Origin of the sequence: Pseudomonas sp. AA-38 (assembly GCF_029457475.1) — a bacterium.
In the GTDB taxonomy this organism is placed as follows: Bacteria; Pseudomonadota; Gammaproteobacteria; order Pseudomonadales; family Pseudomonadaceae; genus Aquipseudomonas.
In genome coordinates, this window is the sequence record NZ_CP120359.1 from 712,098 (window position 1) to 729,897 (window position 17,800).

At 65.1% G+C, this 17,800-nt stretch carries 18 protein-coding genes, 1 pseudogene and 1 riboswitch; of the genes and pseudogenes, 9 read left to right on the forward strand and 10 right to left on the reverse strand.

Annotation, left to right across the window (positions count from 1 at the left end; genetic code table 11):
* Positions 1-34: 34 nt before the first annotated feature.
* A complete protein-coding gene (gene uvrA / locus PVE35_RS03240; protein WP_277373796.1) occupies positions 35-2,893 on the reverse strand; it encodes an excinuclease ABC subunit UvrA in 2,859 nt (952 codons plus the stop codon).
* Positions 2,894-3,105: 212 nt separating this feature from the next.
* On the opposite strand from uvrA, the gene PVE35_RS03245 reads away from it, so the two are divergent.
* Both PVE35_RS03245 and ssb read left to right on the forward strand, forming a co-directional pair.
* Complete coding sequence (locus PVE35_RS03245) at positions 3,106-4,500, forward strand: MFS transporter (RefSeq protein ID WP_268181185.1); 1,395 nt, start codon at positions 3,106-3,108, stop codon at positions 4,498-4,500.
* Positions 4,501-4,509: 9 nt separating this feature from the next.
* The gene (ssb, locus tag PVE35_RS03250) at positions 4,510-5,010 is read left to right on the forward strand and encodes a single-stranded DNA-binding protein (RefSeq protein WP_268181186.1); all 501 of its coding nucleotides are present in this window, start codon (positions 4,510-4,512) and stop codon (positions 5,008-5,010) included.
* A 58-nt stretch (positions 5,011-5,068) separates the two neighbouring features.
* Here ssb and gstA read toward each other — a convergent pair whose 3' ends face one another.
* The gene (gene gstA / locus PVE35_RS03255) at positions 5,069-5,674 is read right to left on the reverse strand and encodes a glutathione transferase GstA (protein ID WP_277373797.1); all 606 of its coding nucleotides are present in this window, start codon (positions 5,672-5,674) and stop codon (positions 5,069-5,071) included.
* Positions 5,675-5,779: 105 nt separating this feature from the next.
* Between gstA and PVE35_RS03260 the strand changes: the two genes are divergently transcribed.
* The 3 genes from PVE35_RS03260 (at position 5,780) to PVE35_RS03270 (ending at position 8,079) form a co-directional block, all read left to right on the forward strand.
* A complete protein-coding gene (locus tag PVE35_RS03260) occupies positions 5,780-6,193 on the forward strand; it encodes a helix-turn-helix domain-containing protein (protein WP_268181188.1) in 414 nt (137 codons plus the stop codon).
* Positions 6,194-6,278: 85 nt separating this feature from the next.
* Positions 6,279-7,163: a sugar nucleotide-binding protein gene (locus PVE35_RS03265; protein ID WP_268181190.1), complete on the forward strand. Its 885-nt coding sequence runs from the start codon at positions 6,279-6,281 to the stop codon at positions 7,161-7,163.
* Positions 7,156-8,079 carry an NAD-dependent epimerase/dehydratase family protein gene (locus PVE35_RS03270; RefSeq protein ID WP_277373798.1) on the forward strand — a complete coding sequence of 308 codons (924 nt, stop codon included), beginning with the start codon at positions 7,156-7,158 and terminating at the stop codon, positions 8,077-8,079. Before PVE35_RS03265 ends, PVE35_RS03270 begins: the two co-directional genes overlap by 8 nt.
* Positions 8,080-8,143: 64 nt before the next feature.
* Here the strand turns inward: PVE35_RS03270 and PVE35_RS03275 are convergent, their stop codons facing one another.
* From PVE35_RS03275 to PVE35_RS03295, 5 genes are all read right to left on the reverse strand, one after another.
* Entirely contained in the window at positions 8,144-8,836 is a 693-nt protein-coding gene (locus PVE35_RS03275; protein WP_268181194.1) for an OmpW family outer membrane protein, read from the reverse strand.
* Positions 8,837-8,964: 128 nt separating this feature from the next.
* Positions 8,965-9,486, reverse strand: coding sequence for a DUF3299 domain-containing protein (locus PVE35_RS03280; RefSeq protein WP_268181196.1), 522 nt, complete (start codon positions 9,484-9,486; stop codon positions 8,965-8,967).
* A gap of 57 nt (positions 9,487-9,543) precedes the next feature.
* Positions 9,544-10,809 carry an ABC transporter permease gene (locus PVE35_RS03285; protein ID WP_277373800.1) on the reverse strand — a complete coding sequence of 422 codons (1,266 nt, stop codon included), beginning with the start codon at positions 10,807-10,809 and terminating at the stop codon, positions 9,544-9,546.
* A 1-nt stretch (position 10,810) separates the two neighbouring features.
* Positions 10,811-11,518: an ABC transporter ATP-binding protein gene (locus PVE35_RS03290; RefSeq protein ID WP_277373801.1), complete on the reverse strand. Its 708-nt coding sequence runs from the start codon at positions 11,516-11,518 to the stop codon at positions 10,811-10,813.
* A 132-nt stretch (positions 11,519-11,650) separates the two neighbouring features.
* Positions 11,651-12,220 (reverse strand): DUF2796 domain-containing protein, encoded by a 570-nt coding sequence (locus PVE35_RS03295; RefSeq protein ID WP_277373802.1) that lies wholly within the window; start codon positions 12,218-12,220, stop codon positions 11,651-11,653.
* A 124-nt stretch (positions 12,221-12,344) separates the two neighbouring features.
* Here PVE35_RS03295 and PVE35_RS03300 point away from each other — a divergent pair, with 124 nt between their 5' ends.
* Positions 12,345-12,695, forward strand: a complete 351-nt coding sequence (locus PVE35_RS03300; protein WP_277373803.1) for a hypothetical protein — start codon at positions 12,345-12,347, stop codon at positions 12,693-12,695.
* An 81-nt stretch (positions 12,696-12,776) separates the two neighbouring features.
* Here the strand turns inward: PVE35_RS03300 and trxA are convergent, their stop codons facing one another.
* The 3 genes and pseudogenes from trxA to PVE35_RS03315 all read right to left on the reverse strand — a co-directional run bounded on the left by trxA (position 12,777) and on the right by PVE35_RS03315 (position 14,863).
* Positions 12,777-13,649 carry a thioredoxin gene (gene trxA, locus PVE35_RS03305; RefSeq protein ID WP_277373804.1) on the reverse strand — a complete coding sequence of 291 codons (873 nt, stop codon included), beginning with the start codon at positions 13,647-13,649 and terminating at the stop codon, positions 12,777-12,779.
* Positions 13,650-13,766: 117 nt separating this feature from the next.
* A pseudogene (locus PVE35_RS03310) lies at positions 13,767-14,426 on the reverse strand (50S ribosomal protein L11 methyltransferase).
* Positions 14,423-14,863 carry a hypothetical protein gene (locus PVE35_RS03315; protein ID WP_268181209.1) on the reverse strand — a complete coding sequence of 147 codons (441 nt, stop codon included), beginning with the start codon at positions 14,861-14,863 and terminating at the stop codon, positions 14,423-14,425. The pseudogene PVE35_RS03310 and the gene PVE35_RS03315 overlap by 4 nt, the downstream one beginning before the upstream one ends.
* Positions 14,864-15,009: 146 nt before the next feature.
* Between PVE35_RS03315 and nrdR the strand changes: the two genes are divergently transcribed.
* The 3 genes from nrdR to PVE35_RS03330 all read left to right on the forward strand — a co-directional run bounded on the left by nrdR (position 15,010) and on the right by PVE35_RS03330 (position 17,794).
* Positions 15,010-15,477, forward strand: a complete 468-nt coding sequence (gene nrdR, locus PVE35_RS03320) for a transcriptional regulator NrdR (RefSeq protein WP_003243991.1) — start codon at positions 15,010-15,012, stop codon at positions 15,475-15,477.
* The gene (gene ribD, locus PVE35_RS03325; RefSeq protein ID WP_268181211.1) at positions 15,474-16,589 is read left to right on the forward strand and encodes a bifunctional diaminohydroxyphosphoribosylaminopyrimidine deaminase/5-amino-6-(5-phosphoribosylamino)uracil reductase RibD; all 1,116 of its coding nucleotides are present in this window, start codon (positions 15,474-15,476) and stop codon (positions 16,587-16,589) included. The genes nrdR and ribD overlap by 4 nt, the downstream gene beginning before the upstream one ends.
* Positions 16,590-16,849: 260 nt before the next feature.
* Positions 16,850-17,004, forward strand: a riboswitch (FMN riboswitch).
* 127 nt (positions 17,005-17,131) lie between these two features.
* Positions 17,132-17,794: a riboflavin synthase gene (locus PVE35_RS03330; protein WP_003243995.1), complete on the forward strand. Its 663-nt coding sequence runs from the start codon at positions 17,132-17,134 to the stop codon at positions 17,792-17,794.
* The last annotated feature ends 6 nt before the right edge of the window (positions 17,795-17,800 follow it).

Genomic DNA, 17,800 nt, shown 5'->3' on the forward strand with positions numbered 1-17,800 from the left:
CCAGAGCTGATGCTCTGGCTTTTTGTTTTTGCTCTTACTTGCCGCTTGAAGCTTGCCGCTTGCCGCTATCTCGTTCCAGCAACGGCTTGAGGAAGTGGCCGGTATGCGAAGCCGGATTGGCCGCCACTTCTTCCGGTGTGCCGGTGGCGATGATCATGCCGCCCTTGGAGCCGCCCTCCGGGCCGAGATCCACCAGCCAGTCGGCGGTCTTGATCACGTCCAGGTTGTGCTCGATCACCACCACGGTGTTGCCGTGGTCGCGCAGGCGGTGCAGCACATCGAGCAGTTGCTGGATATCGGCGAAGTGTAGGCCGGTGGTGGGTTCGTCGAGGATGTACAGGGTCTTGCCGGTGTCGCGCTTGCTCAGCTCGCGGCTCAGCTTGACCCGCTGCGCCTCGCCGCCGGACAGGGTGGTCGCGCTCTGCCCCAGCTTGATATAGGACAGGCCGACGTCCATCAACGTCTGCAACTTGCGGGCGATGGCCGGCACGGCGTCGAAGAAGGCGCGGGCATCCTCGATGGTCATGTCCAGCACTTCGGTGATGCTCTTGCCCTTGTATTTCACTTCCAGGGTTTCACGGTTGTAGCGCTTGCCCTTGCACACGTCGCAGGGCACGTAGATGTCCGGCAAGAAGTGCATCTCCACCTTGATCACGCCGTCGCCCTGGCACGCCTCGCAGCGCCCGCCCTTGACGTTGAAGGAGAAGCGCCCCGGCCCGTAACCGCGCGAGCGCGACTCCGGCACGCCGGCGAACAGTTCGCGGATCGGGGTGAACAGGCCGGTGTAGGTGGCCGGGTTGGAGCGCGGTGTGCGGCCGATCGGGCTCTGGTCGATGTCCACCACCTTGTCCAGGTGTTGCAGGCCGTCGAACGAGTCGTAGGGCGCGGCCTCCAGGCTGGTGGCGCCGTTCAGCGCGGTGGCGGTGATGGGGAACAGGGTGTTGTTGATCAGCGTCGACTTGCCCGAGCCGGACACGCCGGTGACGCAGGTGAGCAGGCCGACCGGGATCTCCAGATCGACCTTGCGCAGGTTGTTGCCGCGCGCCCCCTTGAGCTTGAGCAACTTCTTCTTGTCGCGCGGGGTGCGGGTGGCCGGGTAAAGGATCTTCTTGCGCCCGGACAGGTAGCTGCCGGTCAGCGACTGCGGGTCGGCCATCACCTGGTCGGGTGTGCCCTGCGAGACGATCTGCCCGCCATGCACGCCGGCGCCGGGGCCGATGTCCACCACGTAGTCGGCCAGGCGGATGGCGTCCTCGTCGTGCTCCACCACGATCACCGTGTTGCCCAGGTTGCGCAGGTGGGTGAGGGTGGCCAGCAGGCGTTCGTTGTCGCGCTGGTGCAGACCGATGGACGGCTCGTCGAGGATGTACATGACCCCCACCAGGCCGGCGCCGATCTGGCTGGCCAGGCGAATACGCTGGGCCTCGCCGCCGGACAGGGTGTCGGCGCTGCGATCCAGGGTCAGGTAGTCGAGGCCGACGTTGACCAGGAACTGCAAACGTTCGCGGATTTCCTTGAGGATCTTCTCGGCGATCTCGCCACGGCGGCCGCTCAGGTGCAGTTCGCCGAAGTAATCGCAGGCCTCGCCCACCGGCAGGCCGGTGACCGCCGGCAGGGTCTTCTCGCCGACCCAGACGTGCCGTGCCTCGCGGCGCAGGCGCGTGCCACGGCAGTCGGGGCAGGGCTGGGTGCTGAGGAACTTGGCCAGTTCCTCGCGCACGCTGTTCGACTCGGTCTCGCGATAACGCCGCTCGAGGTTGGGGATGATGCCCTCGAAGGGGTGCGAGCGTTTGACGATATCGCCGCGGTCGTTGAGGTACTTGAAGTCCACGCTCTGCGTGCCGCTGCCGAACAGGATCACCTTCTGGTGCTCGGCCGCCAGCTCGTCGAAGGGCTCTTCCAGGCTGAAACCGTAGTGATTCGAGAGCGAGCCGAGCATCTGGAAGTAATAGACGTTGCGCCTGTCCCAGCCGCGAATGGCGCCTTCGGCCAGGGTCAGTTCGCCGTTGATCAGGCGCTTGGCGTCGAAGAACTGCTTCACCCCCAGGCCGTCGCAGGTCGGGCAGGCACCGGCCGGGTTGTTGAAGGAGAACAGCTTGGGTTCCAGCTCGCTGATCGAATGGCCGCAGTGCGGGCAGGCGAAGCGCGCGGAGAAGATGATTTCCTCACCTTCCTCATCATCCATGGGGGCGATCAGGGCGATGCCGTCGGCCAGGCCGAGGGCGGTCTCGAAGGATTCGGCCAGGCGCTGCTGCAGGTCTTCACGCACCTTGAAGCGGTCCACCACCACGTCGATGCTATGCTTCTTCTGCTTGTCCAGCTTGGGCAACTCGTCCAGCTCATGCAGCTTGCCGTTGACCCGGGCACGGACGAAACCCTGCGCACGCAGCTCCTCGAACACCGACAGGTGCTCGCCCTTGCGTTCGCGCACCACCGGGGCGAGCAACATCAGCTTGCGCCCTTCCGGCAGGGCCAGCACCTGGTCGACCATCTGGCTGACGGTCTGTGCCTCCAGCGGTACGTCGTGATCCGGGCAGCGCGGCGTGCCGACGCGGGCGTAGAGTAGACGCAGGTAGTCGTAGATCTCGGTGATGGTGCCGACGGTGGAGCGCGGGTTGTGCGAGGTGGACTTCTGCTCGATGGAAATGGCCGGGGAAAGACCCTCGATGGTATCGACGTCGGGCTTTTCCATCATCGACAGGAACTGCCGGGCATAGGCCGACAGCGACTCGACGTAACGGCGCTGGCCCTCGGCGTAGAGCGTGTCGAAGGCCAGCGACGACTTGCCGGAACCGGACAGGCCGGTAATCACGATCAGCTTGTCGCGTGGCAGGGTCAGGTCGATGTTCTTGAGGTTATGGGTGCGGGCGCCACGAATCAGGATCTTGTCCACTGGAAAACCTCTAAAAGCTGTCTGCGTTGCCATCAGCGCGCCGGTTGCAGGTGCATTCATCAGCGCTGACGAGTGGCCTGGTGCTGGCCACCTTTGGCGAGCGGAAAACGGTCGAGTATAGGGGCAGGCGGCACCCCGCGGCAAAGTGAGTGCCTGTATCGGCGCTGTGAGGGCTGCTAGAATCGCCGGCTGTTTTTCATGGGGCATTTTTCATGCACGATTCCCATAGCGACCGCATGAGTGGCAGCGAGACTCGCGCTGCCGGCGGCTTGGCCCTGGTGTTCGCCTTCCGCATGCTGGGCATGTTCATGGTGCTGCCAGTGCTGGCTACTTACGGCATGGATCTGGCCGGAAGCACTCCCGCACTGATTGGCCTGGCCATCGGTGCCTACGGTCTGACCCAGGCCGTGCTGCAGATTCCCTTCGGCATCATCAGCGATCGTATCGGCCGACGACCGGTGATCTATGCCGGCCTGCTGATCTTCGTCGCCGGTAGCGTGCTGGCGGCCAATGCCGACTCGATCTGGGGTGTGATTGCCGGGCGGGTGTTGCAGGGCGCCGGGGCCATCTCGGCGGCGGTGATGGCGCTGTTGTCAGACCTGACTCGCGAACAGCATCGCACCAAGGCCATGGCCATGATCGGCATGAGCATCGGCCTGTCGTTCGCCGTGGCCATGGTGGTCGGCCCGCTGCTGACCCGCGCCTTCGGCCTGGCCGGGCTGTTCTGGGCCACGGCGGGCATGGCACTGCTGGGCATCGTCATCGTCGCCGGCATCGTGCCGAAAAGTGCCGGGCCGTTGCAGCATCGCGAGTCCGGCGTGGCGGCCCAGGCGTTGTGGCCGACCTTGAAGCACACCGACCTGTTGCGCCTGGATTTCGCCATCCTGGCCCTGCATGCCGTGCTCATGGCCAGCTTCGTGGCCTTGCCGCTGGCGCTGGTGGAGCAGGGCGGGCTGCCCAAGGAGCAGCACTGGTGGGTGTACCTCACCGCGCTGCTGATCGGCTTCTTCGGTATGGTGCCGTTCATCATCTATGGCGAGAAGAAGCGGCAGATGAAGCGCGTGCTGCTCGGCGCGGTGACGGTGCTGCTGGTCTGCGAACTGTATTTCGCCGTGCTGGGTCACAGCCTGCGGATGCTGGTGGTGGGCATCGTGGTGTTCTTCACCGCGTTCAACCTGCTGGAGGCCTCGCTGCCGTCGCTGGTGAGCAAGGTGGCGCCGGCCGGCGGCAAGGGCACGGCGATGGGGGTCTACTCCACCAGCCAGTTCCTCGGTGCGGCCCTGGGTGGCATTCTTGGCGGCTGGCTCTACCAGCACGTCGGTCTGAGCGGTGTGTTCATCGGCTGCGCCCTGCTCTGTGCGATTTGGCTGGCCATTGCTGTTACTATGCGTGAACCGCCGTATGTCACCAGCCTGCGTCTGCCGCTCGATGCTGCGGCACTGGCCGATGCCGGACTGGTCGAACGCCTCAAGGCGACGCCGGGAGTGGCGGACGCCGTGGTGGTGGTCGATGAAGCGGCCATTTATATCAAAGTGGACACCCAACAAGTGGATCGCACGTCGTTGGAGCGCATGATTTCCTCTGCGCCGACGGCGTGCCACGCCTAGGAGAACGTTATGGCCCGTGGGGTTAACAAAGTCATTCTGATCGGCAACGTCGGCGGCGACCCGGAAACCCGCTACATGCCCAACGGCAACGCCGTGACCAACATCACCCTGGCCACCTCCGAGAGCTGGAAGGACAAGCAGACCGGCCAGCAGCAGGAGCGTACCGAGTGGCACCGCGTGGTGTTCTTCGGGCGTCTGGCGGAAATCGCCGGTGAGTACCTGCGCAAGGGCTCGCAGGTGTATGTCGAAGGCAGCCTGCGCACCCGCAAGTGGCAGGGGCAGGATGGTCAGGATCGTTACACCACCGAGATCGTGGTGGACATCAACGGCCAGATGCAGTTGCTCGGTGGTCGTCCGGGTGGTGATGAAGGCGGTGCCCCGCGTCAATCGCGCCCGGCGCCGCAGCAGCGTGAGCCGCAGCAGTCGACTCCGCGTCAGGAACGTCCGGCGCCGCAGCAATCGCAGCCGGCTCCGGACTACGATAGCTTCGACGACGATATTCCGTTCTGACGCGCTATCGAGCCGATAGAAAAACCCCGAGCTTGTATCGGGGTTTTTCTTTCTGGCTTCAGATCAGGCCTTCGGCCTTCAGCGCTTCGATCACCTTTGGGCGGGCGCCGATACGGGCTCGGTAGGCCTGCAAACTCGGCCATGGGTCGAGGGAGAAACCGAGCATGCCGGTCCAGCCCAGCACGGTGAACAGGTAGCCGTCGGCCACGCTGAAGCGATCACCAAGCAGGAATTCGCGCTCACCGAGTTCGCCGACCAGCCAGTCCAGGCGCTTGCTCAGCAGGGCCTGCGCCGCGGCCCTCCAGTCCTCGCTCTGCGCCGGGTTGAACATGCTGCCAAGCGGTTTGTGCAGTTCGCTTGAGATGAAGCTCAGCCAGCTCTGCAGTTCGTAACGGGCTTCGCTGCCATTGGCCGGGGCGAGGCCACTCTCGGGTTTGAGGTCGGCGATGTATTGCACGATGGCCGCGCCTTCGGTCAGCACCTTGCCGTTGTCCAGTACCAGGGCGGGGATATAGCCCTTGCCATTGATCTGGGTGAAGTCGGCGCCCGAGGCGGTGCGCTTGGTCTGCAGGTCGACGGCTTCCATCTCGAATTCGATACCGGCTTCGCACAGGGCGATATGCGGCGAGAGCGAGCAAGCGCCGGCTTTGTAGTACAGCTTCATGCGAAATTCCTTGAGTGCGTGGGTGGAGAATGGACGCGAAAGAGCTTACTCTTTGCTTTCATTTCGACAAGTACCCACCTTTGGGTAAGTATTGGAGTCGTTTCGATGCCCGATGCCGTTCGCCTCGGCAATGTATTCAGTGGGGCTTGCCCTGCCCGCCATATTCTCGCGGTGATCGCCGACAAGTGGTCGCTGCTGCTGATTCATGCCCTGGCGCACGGCGGTACCTTGCGCACTGCCGAGTTGCGCCGGCGTGTCGAGGGTATTTCGGAAAAGATGCTGATCCAGACGCTTCGCCGGCTCGAGCGTTTCGGCCTGGTCGCTCGTCAGGCCTACGCTGAAGTGCCGCCACGGGTGGAATACTCGCTGACGCCGCTGGGGCATTCGCTCAGCGAGCCGATCCGCGCCATCGACCACTGGGTGGAGCGCAACGTCAGCGAGATCACCCGCGCGCAGCAGGCCTTCGACCAGGCCAGTGAACGTGTCGAGGATCCATTGCAACCCGCGATTGCAGGGTGACGACACCGGGTAAAACCAGCAAAATATCGATCATCATCGCCGCCATACCGGCCGGCAGAACAATTCTGGAGTCACCCCAACCACCATGCGTATGCGCCTGATGCTGCTGGGCGGCGGTAGTGCCCTGGGGCAAGCGCTGATCCGTCTCGGTGCCGAGGAAGACATCGGCTTCCTGGCGCCACGCCCGCCGGAAGGTGGCTGGAACGCCACCAACCTCACCGAGCTGCTCGACGATACCCGCCCGGATGCACTGGTCAATCTGGCCTATTACTTCGACTGGTTCCAGGCCGAGTCGGTGGCCGAGGTGCGCCTGCAGACCCAGGAACTGGCCGTGGAGCGCCTGGCCGAGCTGTGTCAGCACCATGGCATCATGTTGCTGCAGCCCTCCAGCTATCGGGTGTTCGACGGCTCGCGGATCACCGCCTACGGTGAGAAGGAAGAGCCGCTGCCTCTGGGGCAGCGTGGTCAGGCCATGTGGCGTCTGGAGCAGAGCGTACGGGCGATCTGTCCGCGGCATGTGCTGCTGCGCTTCGGCTGGCTGCTCGACGACAGCCGCGATGGCCGACTCGGGCGTTTCCTGCAGCGCGCCGAGCGTGACGAGATGCTCTGCCTGGCCGATGACCGCCGTGGCAATCCGACCCCGGTGGACGACGCAGCGCGGGTCACCCTGGCGGTGCTCAAGCAGCTCGACTGCGAATCCCCACTATGGGGCACCTACCACTACGGTGGGCACGAGGCGAGCACGGCGCTGAGCCTGGGCCAGGCGGTGCTGAGCGAGGCGCGGCATTACCGCAGCAATCTGGTCGAGGAGGTGACGCCACAGGCGCATGCCGCCCGCCCGGATGCCGCCGACGAACCGCAGCACGCGGTGCTGGCGTGCAAGAAGATTTTCCATACTTTCGGCATCAAGCCGCGCGCCTGGCGTGCCGGTTTGCCGACCTTGCTGGATCGTTACTACCGTCATGGCTGAAATTCTCGTAACCGGCGGTGCCGGCTTCATCGGCTCGCACCTGGTCGACGCCCTGCTGGCAGCAGGTCATGACGTGCGCGTGCTGGACAACCTGTCCATGGGCAAGCGCGATAACCTGCCGCTGGACAACCCGCGCTTGCGCTTCATCGAAGGCGACGTGGCCGATGCCCGTCAGGTGGGCGAGGCGCTGGCCGGTTGCAGCGCGGTGGCGCACCTGGCTGCCGTGGCTTCGGTGCAGGCGTCGGTGGACGACCCGGTGGCCACGCACCAGAGCAACTTCATCGGCACCCTGAATGTCTGCGAGGCCATGCGTCAGCAGGGGGTGCGGCGTGTGCTGTTCGCCTCCAGCGCGGCGGTGTATGGCAACAATGGTGAAGGGGTGGCCATCGATGAAGAGACCGCCAAGGCGCCCTTGACGCCCTACGCTTCGGACAAGCTGGCCAGCGAGCACTACCTGGACTTCTATCGCCGCCAGCATGGCCTGGAACCGGCGATCTTTCGTTTCTTCAATATCTTCGGGCCACGCCAGGATCCTTCCTCGCCCTATTCCGGCGTCATCAGCATCTTCACCCAGCGCGCTCAGCAGGGGCTGCCGATCAGCGTGTTCGGCGATGGCGAGCAGACCCGTGATTTCTTCTACATCGGTGACCTGGTAGCGCTGTTGTTGCAGGCGCTGACCGATGCGCGCATCGAGCCGCTACCGGTGAACGTCGGCTGGAGCCAGGCGGTCAGTCTCAACCAGTTGCTGGCCGAGATCGGTGCATTGTGCGGAGGCTTGCCGCCGGTGAGCCACCTGGCGCCGCGTGCGGGCGACATCCGCCATTCGCGTGCCGATATCGCTCGGCTGAGCACGCAATATCGACTGCCTGCGCAAACGCCGCTGCGTGAAGGCCTGGCGCGCTTGCTCGGTATGTGACTTCGGGCACGCGCCCAGAATGCAAGAAGCCGGCTGATGCCGGCTTCTTTCGTTTGCAGAGGGCTTAGAACTTGTAGCCCAGGCCAACCATATAGACGTACGGATCGACATCCACGTCCACCTTGGCGCGCACGCCGAGAGCGGTGTTGTCGACATAGGCGGTGGTGTCGATGTCGATGTAGCGCACCTGGGCGTTGATCAGCAGGTTGTCGGTCAGCATGTAGTCGGCGCCGACCTGCCAGGCCAGACCCCAGGAGTTCTTGGCGCGGAAGTTGTCGAAGCCGTTGGCGGTTGCCTCGCTGCCGACGTGCTCGTCGAAGATCCAGGTGTAGTTGATGCCTGCGCCCAGATACGGCTGGAAGGCCGACTTGGCATCGAGCGGGTAGTACACCAGGCTCAGGGTTGGCGGCAGGTGCTTGAGGGTACCCAGCTTGCCGTTGGCGGCATCGAGGATGGTGCCCTTGATCTTCACGTCATGCTCGAACGGCGTGGCGGCCAGCAGTTCGACGCCCAGGTGGTCGGTGACCATGTAGGCGAAGTTCAGACCGAGCTGGGTGTCATTGCTCAGGGTCGCCTTGCCGCCCAGGTTGGTGCCGGCCAGGCCGCCGCGGTCGACCTTGACGCTGGAGGAGTCGGCGTCCGGGTTGACGGTGATGGCGCCGGCACGGATGAGGATGTCGCCGGCTTGGTGAGCCTGAGCTACGGGAGCAGCAATGGCGAGGGCGAGCAGTGAGGCGGTGAACAGTGACTTGTACATAGCGAACTCCAGTCGAGTCGAGTGTCTTGGCTGGGTTCAATGCTAAGCCACGCAACGATTCGCTTTTTGACCTGGCTCAATAGATGAGCGTGGGCAGATGCGACGTTTTGTCAGTCACTGTCGGGCTTTCAGCTATCGGGTAACTCGTAGACGTAGATCTTGTCCGCTTCCATCTGGTAGCCGACCTCGGCCAGTTCGCTGCTCATGTGTTCCACCTTCACCAGGCCTTCGACCCAGAAGGGTTGGTACAGCGCATCGAGCATCACCCCCAGCTCGCTGGTGACATGCACGATCTGGTTGGATGGTGGCGGTGGTACGTGGATGCAGGCGCCGAAATAGGGCACCAGGAGGAACTCGGTGACGCGACCTTCGTCGGTCACATCCAGCGGCACGATATAGCCAGGCAGCTTGATGTGCTGGCCATCGAGCGCCTTGACCACCGGCGCGGCGGGCGACTGCTGGGCGGCGGCCGGGCCGGCCTCGGACAGGGTGTCGGCCAGTTGCGAGAGGTCGTGGATGGGCGTTGGGTCGACCTTCTGTGGTGGGGCATCGGGCGGAATCAGATCGGACCAGTTGAGCTCACGCACCTCGGCGGCGGACAACGGCAGGCACAGCGTCAGCAACAGGGTGGCGAGCAGGCGGCGGGACATGAAATACCTCGTAGCAGGAGCGCCCGCGCAGTTTACGCGAGGCGCTCCTTCCTTGCCTTACAGACGGATCGACAAACCGTCGGCCAGCGACTGCCGGTAGGCGCGCCAGGCCGGCACGCTGCCCATCAGCAACGCTGCCAGCAGGATGCCGCCGAGTAGCCTCCACTCGTAGCTCGACGGCGCGCTCAGCGCCAGGTAGAGACCGTAATTGGCCTGCACGTAGCCCTGCGCCCCGGCGATGCCCAGGTACAGCAGTGCCAGGCCGAAGGCCACTCCGGCCAGGGCCAGGGCGAAGGCTTCCAGTACCAGCAGGCTGGCGATATGCCAGGGGCGCGCGCCCACCGAACGCAGGATGGCCATTTCTCGGCGGCGTTCGTTGAGGCTGGTGAGAATGGCCGTGAGCATGCCGATCAGGCCGGTCAGCACGACGAATAACGACACCACGAACAGCGCCTGCTCGGCCGTGCCCATCAGGCTCCACAGCTCCTGCAGCGCCACGCCAGGGAGGATCGCCAGCAGCGGCTCGCCACGGAATTCGTTGATCTCGCGCTGCAGGCTGAAGGTGGCGATCTTGCTCTTCAGGCCCAGCATGAAAGCGGTGATCTGCTTGGGCTGCAGATCCATGGCACGGGCCTGGTCGGCGCTGATCCGCGCATCGCCACGGGCCGGCATGCCGTTCTGCCAGTCGATGTGCAGCGCCTCCATGCCCGCGAGGGAAATGTGCAGGGTGCGATCCACCGGCGTGCCAGTGCGTTCGAGAATGCCGACCACGGTGAAGGGCTTGTCGTCGTGCTGCACCAGGCTGATGGTGGACACGCCGTGGGCCAGGACGATCTTCTGCCCCAGGCCGTAACCCAGCGCACTGGCCACCTCGGCACCGAGTACCACCTCGAATGGGTCGTCGGCGAACGGTCGGCCCTGGGCCAGCTTCAGCGGTTGCGTGCGGGCGTAGCGATAGTGCTCGAAGTAGGCGGTGCTGGTGCCCATCACCCGATAGCCACGGTGCGAGTCACCGAGGGAAATGGGGATGGCCCATTTCACCTGACGATGGTTGGCGAAATGCTCGAAGCTGTCCCAGCGGATGTTGTTGGTGGCATTGCCGATGCGGAACACCGAATACAACAACAGGTTCACGCTGCCGGAACGGGCGCCGACGATCAGGTCGGTACCGCTGATGGTATTGGCGAAGCTGGCGCGTGCCTCGGTGCGCACGCGCTCGACGGCCAGCAGCAGGCAGACCGACAGGGCGATGGCGAACACCGTGAGCAGGGCAGTGAAACGGCGATTGGCCAGGCTGGCCAGGGCGATACGCAGAAGGTGCATCTCAGACCTCGACAGGCTTGGCGGCGCGGTTGAGTTCGGCCAGCGACAGGCTGCGGTCGAACAGGGGAGCCAGGCTCTGATCGTGGCTGACGAACAGCAGGCTGGCGCCGGCGCCGCGGCATTCGGCGAACAGCAGTTGCAGAAAGGCCTCGCGGGCATCGGCGTCCAGCGCCGAGGTGGGCTCGTCAGCGATCACCAGTTCCGGCTGGCCGATCAGCGCGCGGGCGGCGGCGACCCGTTGCTGCTGGCCGATGGACAGGCTGTCGGCGCGGCGTTCGAGCAGATCGGCGCGCAGGCCCAGATGTTCGAGCAGGCCGGCGGCGGCTGCATCGACGCTGCCATGGCGTTGTACCGCACGTTGCGCGCGCAGGCGCGAGAAGCGGCAGGGCAGCTCGACGTTCTCGCGCACCGAGAGAAACGGCAGCAGGTTGAACTGCTGGAAGATGTAGCCGGTGTGATCGACGCGAAAGCGGTCACGGGCGCTGGCCGAGAGCGCCGCCAGATCCTGGCCGAGCAGACGGATATGGCCACGCTGGGCCTTCTGCACACCGCCGAGCAGGCCCAGCAGGGTGGTCTTGCCGCTACCACTCGGGCCTTTGAGGAACAGGGTTTCACCGCGTGCGAGGGTGAAGCTGGGGATGTCGAGCAACTCGGGCTGGCCAGGCCAGGCGAAACCGAGGTCGGACAGTTCGATCAGGGCTGAACTCATGGCACACTCGTTGGGCGTCTTGGGTGGTGCTGCATGCGGCTGACAGACTGCGCCCGTGCGATGCACGGGCGTCATCCGGTACAGGGTCGCCGACAGGATCCAGGCCCGCGCATGGCTGGCCCGGGCAGGGTATCAGAAGCTCAGGCGCGGCTGCGCGGCGGTGAGTTCGGCACCTTGCTGGCCACTGCGGCCGATCAGTTGCACGTTGACCTTGTGCGTGGCGGGGAAGCGCTTGAACAGCTCGCTCAGATCCAGTTGCTCGAGGGCGTCGACCTGCTTGCAGGAGAGCTGATAGCTGGCTTCGATATCGCTGTGCTCGTGCTCGTGCTCGTGCTCGTCGGCGTCATCGTCGTGATGGTGCTCGTGACCGCCGAACAGCGGGCTTTCCAGCTCCTGCTTGGTCACCTGGCAGGCACCGGCAGCCAGGCCGAACAGCTCGATGGGTTTTTCCAGCTCGGCCTTGGCGGCGGCGACCTTGGCCTTGTCCGCATCGCTCTTGGCTGCATGCTCGAAGCCGACGAAGTTCATCGCCGGGCTGTCGACCTGCAGTTCCAGGGTCTGACCGTCGAGGGCCACGTTGAGGCTGGCCACGCCATGCTCGTGGGCGCCGAGGCTTCCGTGTTCATGGTCGTGGTCGTCATGAGCCTGGGCGACAGCCAGGGGCAGCAGGGCGAAGGGGAGGGCGAGCAGTAAGCGGCGCATGGACGGCTCCGTAGCAGGGTGAAATGAGGCGTTACGTTATAACAACTTTATTATGCGGCTGACCAGTGCGACTTGGCGCTTCGTTCAGCTCGTGGGAGCATGCGCGCCACCCCGGAAGGAGATGATGATGCGAATACGCGGACGCATAGGCGACTGGCCCGTCGACCTGACGCTGGAGCTGGAGCGCGAGGATTGGGCGCAACTGGCGCAGGCACTGCAAGGCGCTCCCTTGGAGCCCGTGCCGTCCACCGTGGCAACGCCGGCAGTTGCAGGTGATGGCTTATGGCAGACGGCGCTGCAACTGGTGCGCGACGCCGGCCAGATCGAAGGCCCGAAGCTGCTGGCACAACTGGCCGCCTTGGCGGGAGGTGACGCGGCGGGCAAACGCCTGCTGGTGCGCCTGCGCCATTGCGAGCAGATCCGCATGGAAACCGGCGCGGATGCGCCGATCTATCACTGGCAGGGGCAGCTATAAGCTGCAAGTTTCAAGCCGCAAGAAAGAGCACCTGGCTTTGCTTGCAGCTTGCAGCTTGAGGCTTGCCGCTTGTAGCTGCTCTTAGTAGATCGCCTGATACAGCTTGCGGCGGTAGGCGGTGACCAGGGGGTGGTCGTTGCCGAGCAGATCGAAGACCTGCAGCAGGGTCTTGTGCGGCAGGCCTTCCTGGTAGCTGCGGTTGCGCACGAACAGCTTGAGCAGAGCGTCCAGCGCGGCTTCGTACTGCTGGCGCGCCAGTTGTTGCACGGCCAGTTGGTACACCGCTTCGTCGTCCTCGGCGTTCTGCGCCAGGCGGCTCTTGAGGGTGGCGACTTCCGGCAGGTCGGCGGCCTGGCGCAGGAAGGTCAGTTGCGCCTTGGCGCCGGCCAGCGCCTGCTTGTGTTCGTCGCCCTTCACGGCGTCGAGTAGCACTTCGGCCTCGCCCAGCTCACCGCGCTCGGCCAGGCAGCGAGCGTAAAGAATCAGCGCCGCGCCATTCTCGTTGTCCTCGCTCAGTACCTGTTTGAGCAGCGCTTCGGTCTCGGCGAAGCGACCTTCGGCGAACAGCGCCTGAGCTGCCTCCATCGGGTCGGCGGCAGCCGGGGCCGGCTCGGCGACATGGGGCTTGAGCATCTCGCGGATCGCTGCCTCCGGCTGGGCTCCGGCGAAACCGTCCACCGGCTGGCCGTCCTTGAACAGCACCACGGTGGGCAGGCTGCGAATGCCGAAGCGCATGACGATGTCCTGCTCGATATCGCAGTTGACCTTGGCCAGCAGCAGCTCGCCGGCGTATTCCTCGGTGATCTTCGCCAGCATCGGCATCAGCGCCTTGCACGGCGCGCACCACTCGGCCCAGAAGTCCACCAGCACCGGCTTGTGGAAGGAGTTCTCGATGACGAGCTGCTCGAAGTTGGCGGCGCCGGAGATATCGAAGATGTAGGGGGATTCGCTCATGGTCGGTCTCGAAAAGCTGGGCAATGGCATTATTAATGCGGGCAGGCGGCACGTGAAACAAGGGGCGTCGATGCAATCCGGGGATGGTCGGTTGCTGTTTCGCGGATTGCCTTTGGGCTACGTCGGTCGTCGCGCATGATACAGGCTGACCTCGCGAAATTCCGCTGGCTCGGCCAGATCGGGCCAGGTGCAGCCGTCGAGCAGCGCCAGACGCTGATACAAGGGGTGGCGGAAGTCCTTGACCCGCGAATCGGCCACCAGCGCCTCGCGTCCGCGACTGAGGAAGTGATCCAGCAGCGGCAGGTTGGCGCGGTCGTAGAGCACATCGGCCACCAGGATCAGGTCGAAGCGATCGGCTTCGGCGAAGAAATCCGCCGAGTAGCTCAGGGTCACCCCGTTCAGCTCGGCATTGGCGCGGCAGGCGGCCAAGGCCAGCGGGTCGAGGTCGCAGGCCACCACCTCGGTGGCTCCCGCCCTGGCCGCGGCGATGGCGGCGACGCCACTGCCGGCACCGAAATCCAGCACACGTTTGCCGCGTACCTACTCCGGGCGTTCGGCCAGCCAGCGCGCCAGCACCAGGCCGCTGGCCCAGCAGAAGCACCAGTAGGGTGGTTCCTCGAGGATGCGCCGGGTTTCTTCGGGGCTGAAGGCGCGATCCATATTGCTGGCGTCGATCAGCCACAGGGCGATATCGCTACCCGGCAGCGTTTCGGCCAGCAGACGGGCATCGCCGAGCAATTCGCTCAGCGCCTGCTGCAGCGCTGCGGGTGGTCTCATGGCGCCGGCACCAGATGCAGGGCGCCGAGATCCTGATCGGTCAGCTCGGCGATGGTGCGTGCCGGCAGACGTTGTACAAGGCGCCCGGACTGACTGACGCGGCCGCGCAGTTCCAGGCGCAGATTCTGGGGTGCCTGCTGGCTGCTCAGTGGCAGATGAAACGGCAGCGCTTCGCCGTTGCCACGCAGATGCACCTGACCGAGCAGGGCGCGCGGCCGGCCGCGCATGTCCACGCCCAATAGCGCCAGGTCGACATTGGCACCGGCGGCAACGCCGAGCAGTTCGCCGCGCAGGCCAGGGCCCTGGATGGCAGGCGTACTGACTTCGGTCTCTGTCGGAGCTGGCGTGGGAGATGGTGGAGTAGCAGTGGGTTCATTGGCGCAAGCGGCGAGCAGGCCGCTCAACGCCAGTGGCAGGAAGGACAGGTATCGGTTCATGGCAGGTTCTGCTTTTTAGACGTGTATGGGCATAGCTTAATTTGTCTTGCGCCTGCTCAGCAGGCCATCTCAAGGCTCCTTACATTTTTCAATGGCGTGCTATGCGCTACCATGGCGACTTTGCCGCCAATCAGTCCGCGCCTGCCATGCATTGTCCCTTCTGCGCCGCCAACGACACCAAAGTCATCGATTCCCGCCTGGTCGCAGAAGGCGATCAGGTGCGCCGCCGCCGCGAATGCGTGGCCTGTGGCGAGCGTTTCACCACCTTCGAGACCGCCGAACTGGTCATGCCGCGCCTGATCAAGCAGGACGGCAGCCGTCAGCCCTTCGACGAGGAGAAGCTGCGTGCCGGCATGCAGCGTGCCCTGGAGAAGCGGCCGGTGAGCGTCGAGCGCCTGGAAGAGGCCATCGCCCGTATCAAGCAACAACTGCGCGCCACCGGCGAGCGTGAGGTGAAGTCGCTGGTGCTGGGTGAGCTGGTGATGACCGAGCTGAGCAAGCTCGACGAGGTGGCCTATATCCGCTTCGCCTCGGTCTACCGGCGTTTCCAGGACCTCAACGAGTTCCGCGAAGAAATCGAGCGACTGGCGCGCGAGCCGTCGAAAAGCCGATGAGCGAACACGATCACCTGTACATGGCGCGAGCTCTCAAGCTGGCGCGCAAAGGTCTGTATTCCACCCATCCCAATCCGCGTGTCGGCTGCGTCATCGTGCGCGATGGGCAGATCGTGGGTGAAGGCTGGCATGCCCGCGCCGGCGAGCCGCATGCCGAAGTGCATGCGCTGCGCCAGGCCGGCGACAAGGCACGCGGCGCCACGGCCTACGTCACCCTGGAGCCCTGCAGCCATCATGGACGCACCCCGCCCTGTGCCGATGGCCTGATCGCTGCTGGCGTCAGCCGGGTGGTCGCGGCCATGCAGGATCCCAACCCGCAGGTGGCCGGCAATGGCCTGCTGCGCCTGATGGGCGCGGGTATCGAGGTCAGCAGCGGCGTGCTGGAAAGCGAGGCGCGTGCTCTCAATGCCGGCTTCATCAAGCGCATGGAGCAGGGCTTGCCTTTCGTGCGGGTCAAGCTGGCCATGAGCCTGGATGGGCGCACCGCCATGGCCAGCGGCGAGAGCCAGTGGATCACCGGCCCGGCGGCGCGGGCCGAGGTGCAGCGCTTGCGCGCGCAGGCCAGCGTGGTGCTCAGCGGCGCCGACACGGTGCTGGCCGATGATGCGCGGCTCACCGTGCGCCCGGATGAGCTGGGCCTTGGCGCCGAGCTGACCGCCCTGGCGCAGCGTCGCCCACCGCTGCGGGTGTTGCTCGACGGGCGCCTGCGCGTGCCGCTGAGCAAGGCTTTTTTCCAGGCCGGCCCGACGCTGGTGGCCACCTGCGCGGCAGCGGCAGCGCGCGACCGCTACCTGGCCGAAGGCCATGAGCTGCTGGCCGTGCCCGGCAGCAATGGCCATGTGGATCTGCATAAGCTGCTGCGTGAGCTGGCTGGCCGTGGTGCCAACGAGGTGCTGGTAGAGGCTGGGCCACGCCTGGCCGGCGCCTTCGCCCGTGCCGGTCTGGTGGACGAGTTCCGTATCTTCATGGCGCCCAAGCTGCTCGGTTCCAGTGCCCGACCGCTGCTCGACCTGCCGCTCAACCGCATGGCCGAGGCGCCGGAGTTGCAGATCCTCGATATCCGCGCGGTGGGCGAGGACTGGCAGATCACCGCGGTGCCCAAGCCCAGGTAGGGTGCGCTATGCGCACCGCTGCCGCTGCGGTTCTCTGCAAATACCCCTTGCGGGAATGGGATAGGCGCTGGCCTGGCAGGTCGGTGCTTAACCCCGGTGCGCACAGCGCACCCTACGGCCGCCAGAATCGCGAATGCATGCGAAGGGTGGGATCCGACAATCACACAGGCATGCGCGACATTGCCGCAAGCGGCCGCTGTCTGGCGCATGCGGCGTGGCGATAAATATGGTAAAACGCCACGCGGCCATTCGCTTGGCCGCAACGTTCTCAGGGCGGGGTGCGATTCCCCACCGGCGGTAATGGTTCGCAGAACCTAGCCCGCGAGCGCTCGCCACGGTTCCTGCCGGGCGAGGTCAAGCAGACCCGGTGCGATTCCGGGGCCGACGGTATAGTCCGGATAAAGAGAGAGCGGGATTCCCTCCTCGGGCGCTTCTTGTGCGTCCGCGAAATCCCTATCGATCGGCAGTTGCCCTGTTTTTGACCAAAACAGGAGTTCATCCATGCTGTTGCGCATCATCTTCAACGTGAAACCGGAGGGCGTATGTTCACCGGCATAATCGAAGCCATCGGCAGCATCCGCGCCATGACGCCCAAGGGCGGCGACGTGCGCGTCTACGTGGCCACCGGCAAGCTCGATCTGGGCGACGTCAAGCTTGGCGACAGCATCGCTGTCAACGGCGTGTGCCTGACCGCGGTGGAATTGCCCGGCGACGGCTTCTGGGCCGACGTCAGCCGCGAGACGCTGGCGCGTACCGCCTTCGTCGACCTCAAACCCGGCAGCGCGGTGAACCTGGAAAAGGCTCTGACGCCGACCAGCCGCCTCGGCGGGCATCTGGTCAGCGGCCACGTCGATGGCGTCGGCGAGATCGTCTCGCGCGCCGATAACGCCCGCGCCGTGCAGTTCAGGGTGCGCGCCCCGCGTGAGCTGGCCAAGTACATCGCGCACAAGGGCTCGATCACCGTCGACGGCACCAGCCTGACCGTCAATGCGGTCGATGGCGCCGAGTTCGAACTGACCATCGTGCCGCACACCCTGGCCGAGACCATCATGGTCGACTACCAGGCGGGGCGTAAGGTCAACCTCGAAGTCGACCTGCTGGCGCGTTACCTGGAGCGCCTGCTGCTCGGCGACAAGGCCGCCGAGCCCAAGGCCTCGGGCCTGACCGAAAGCTTTCTCGCCGAACACGGCTACCTGAAGAATTGAGGAGAC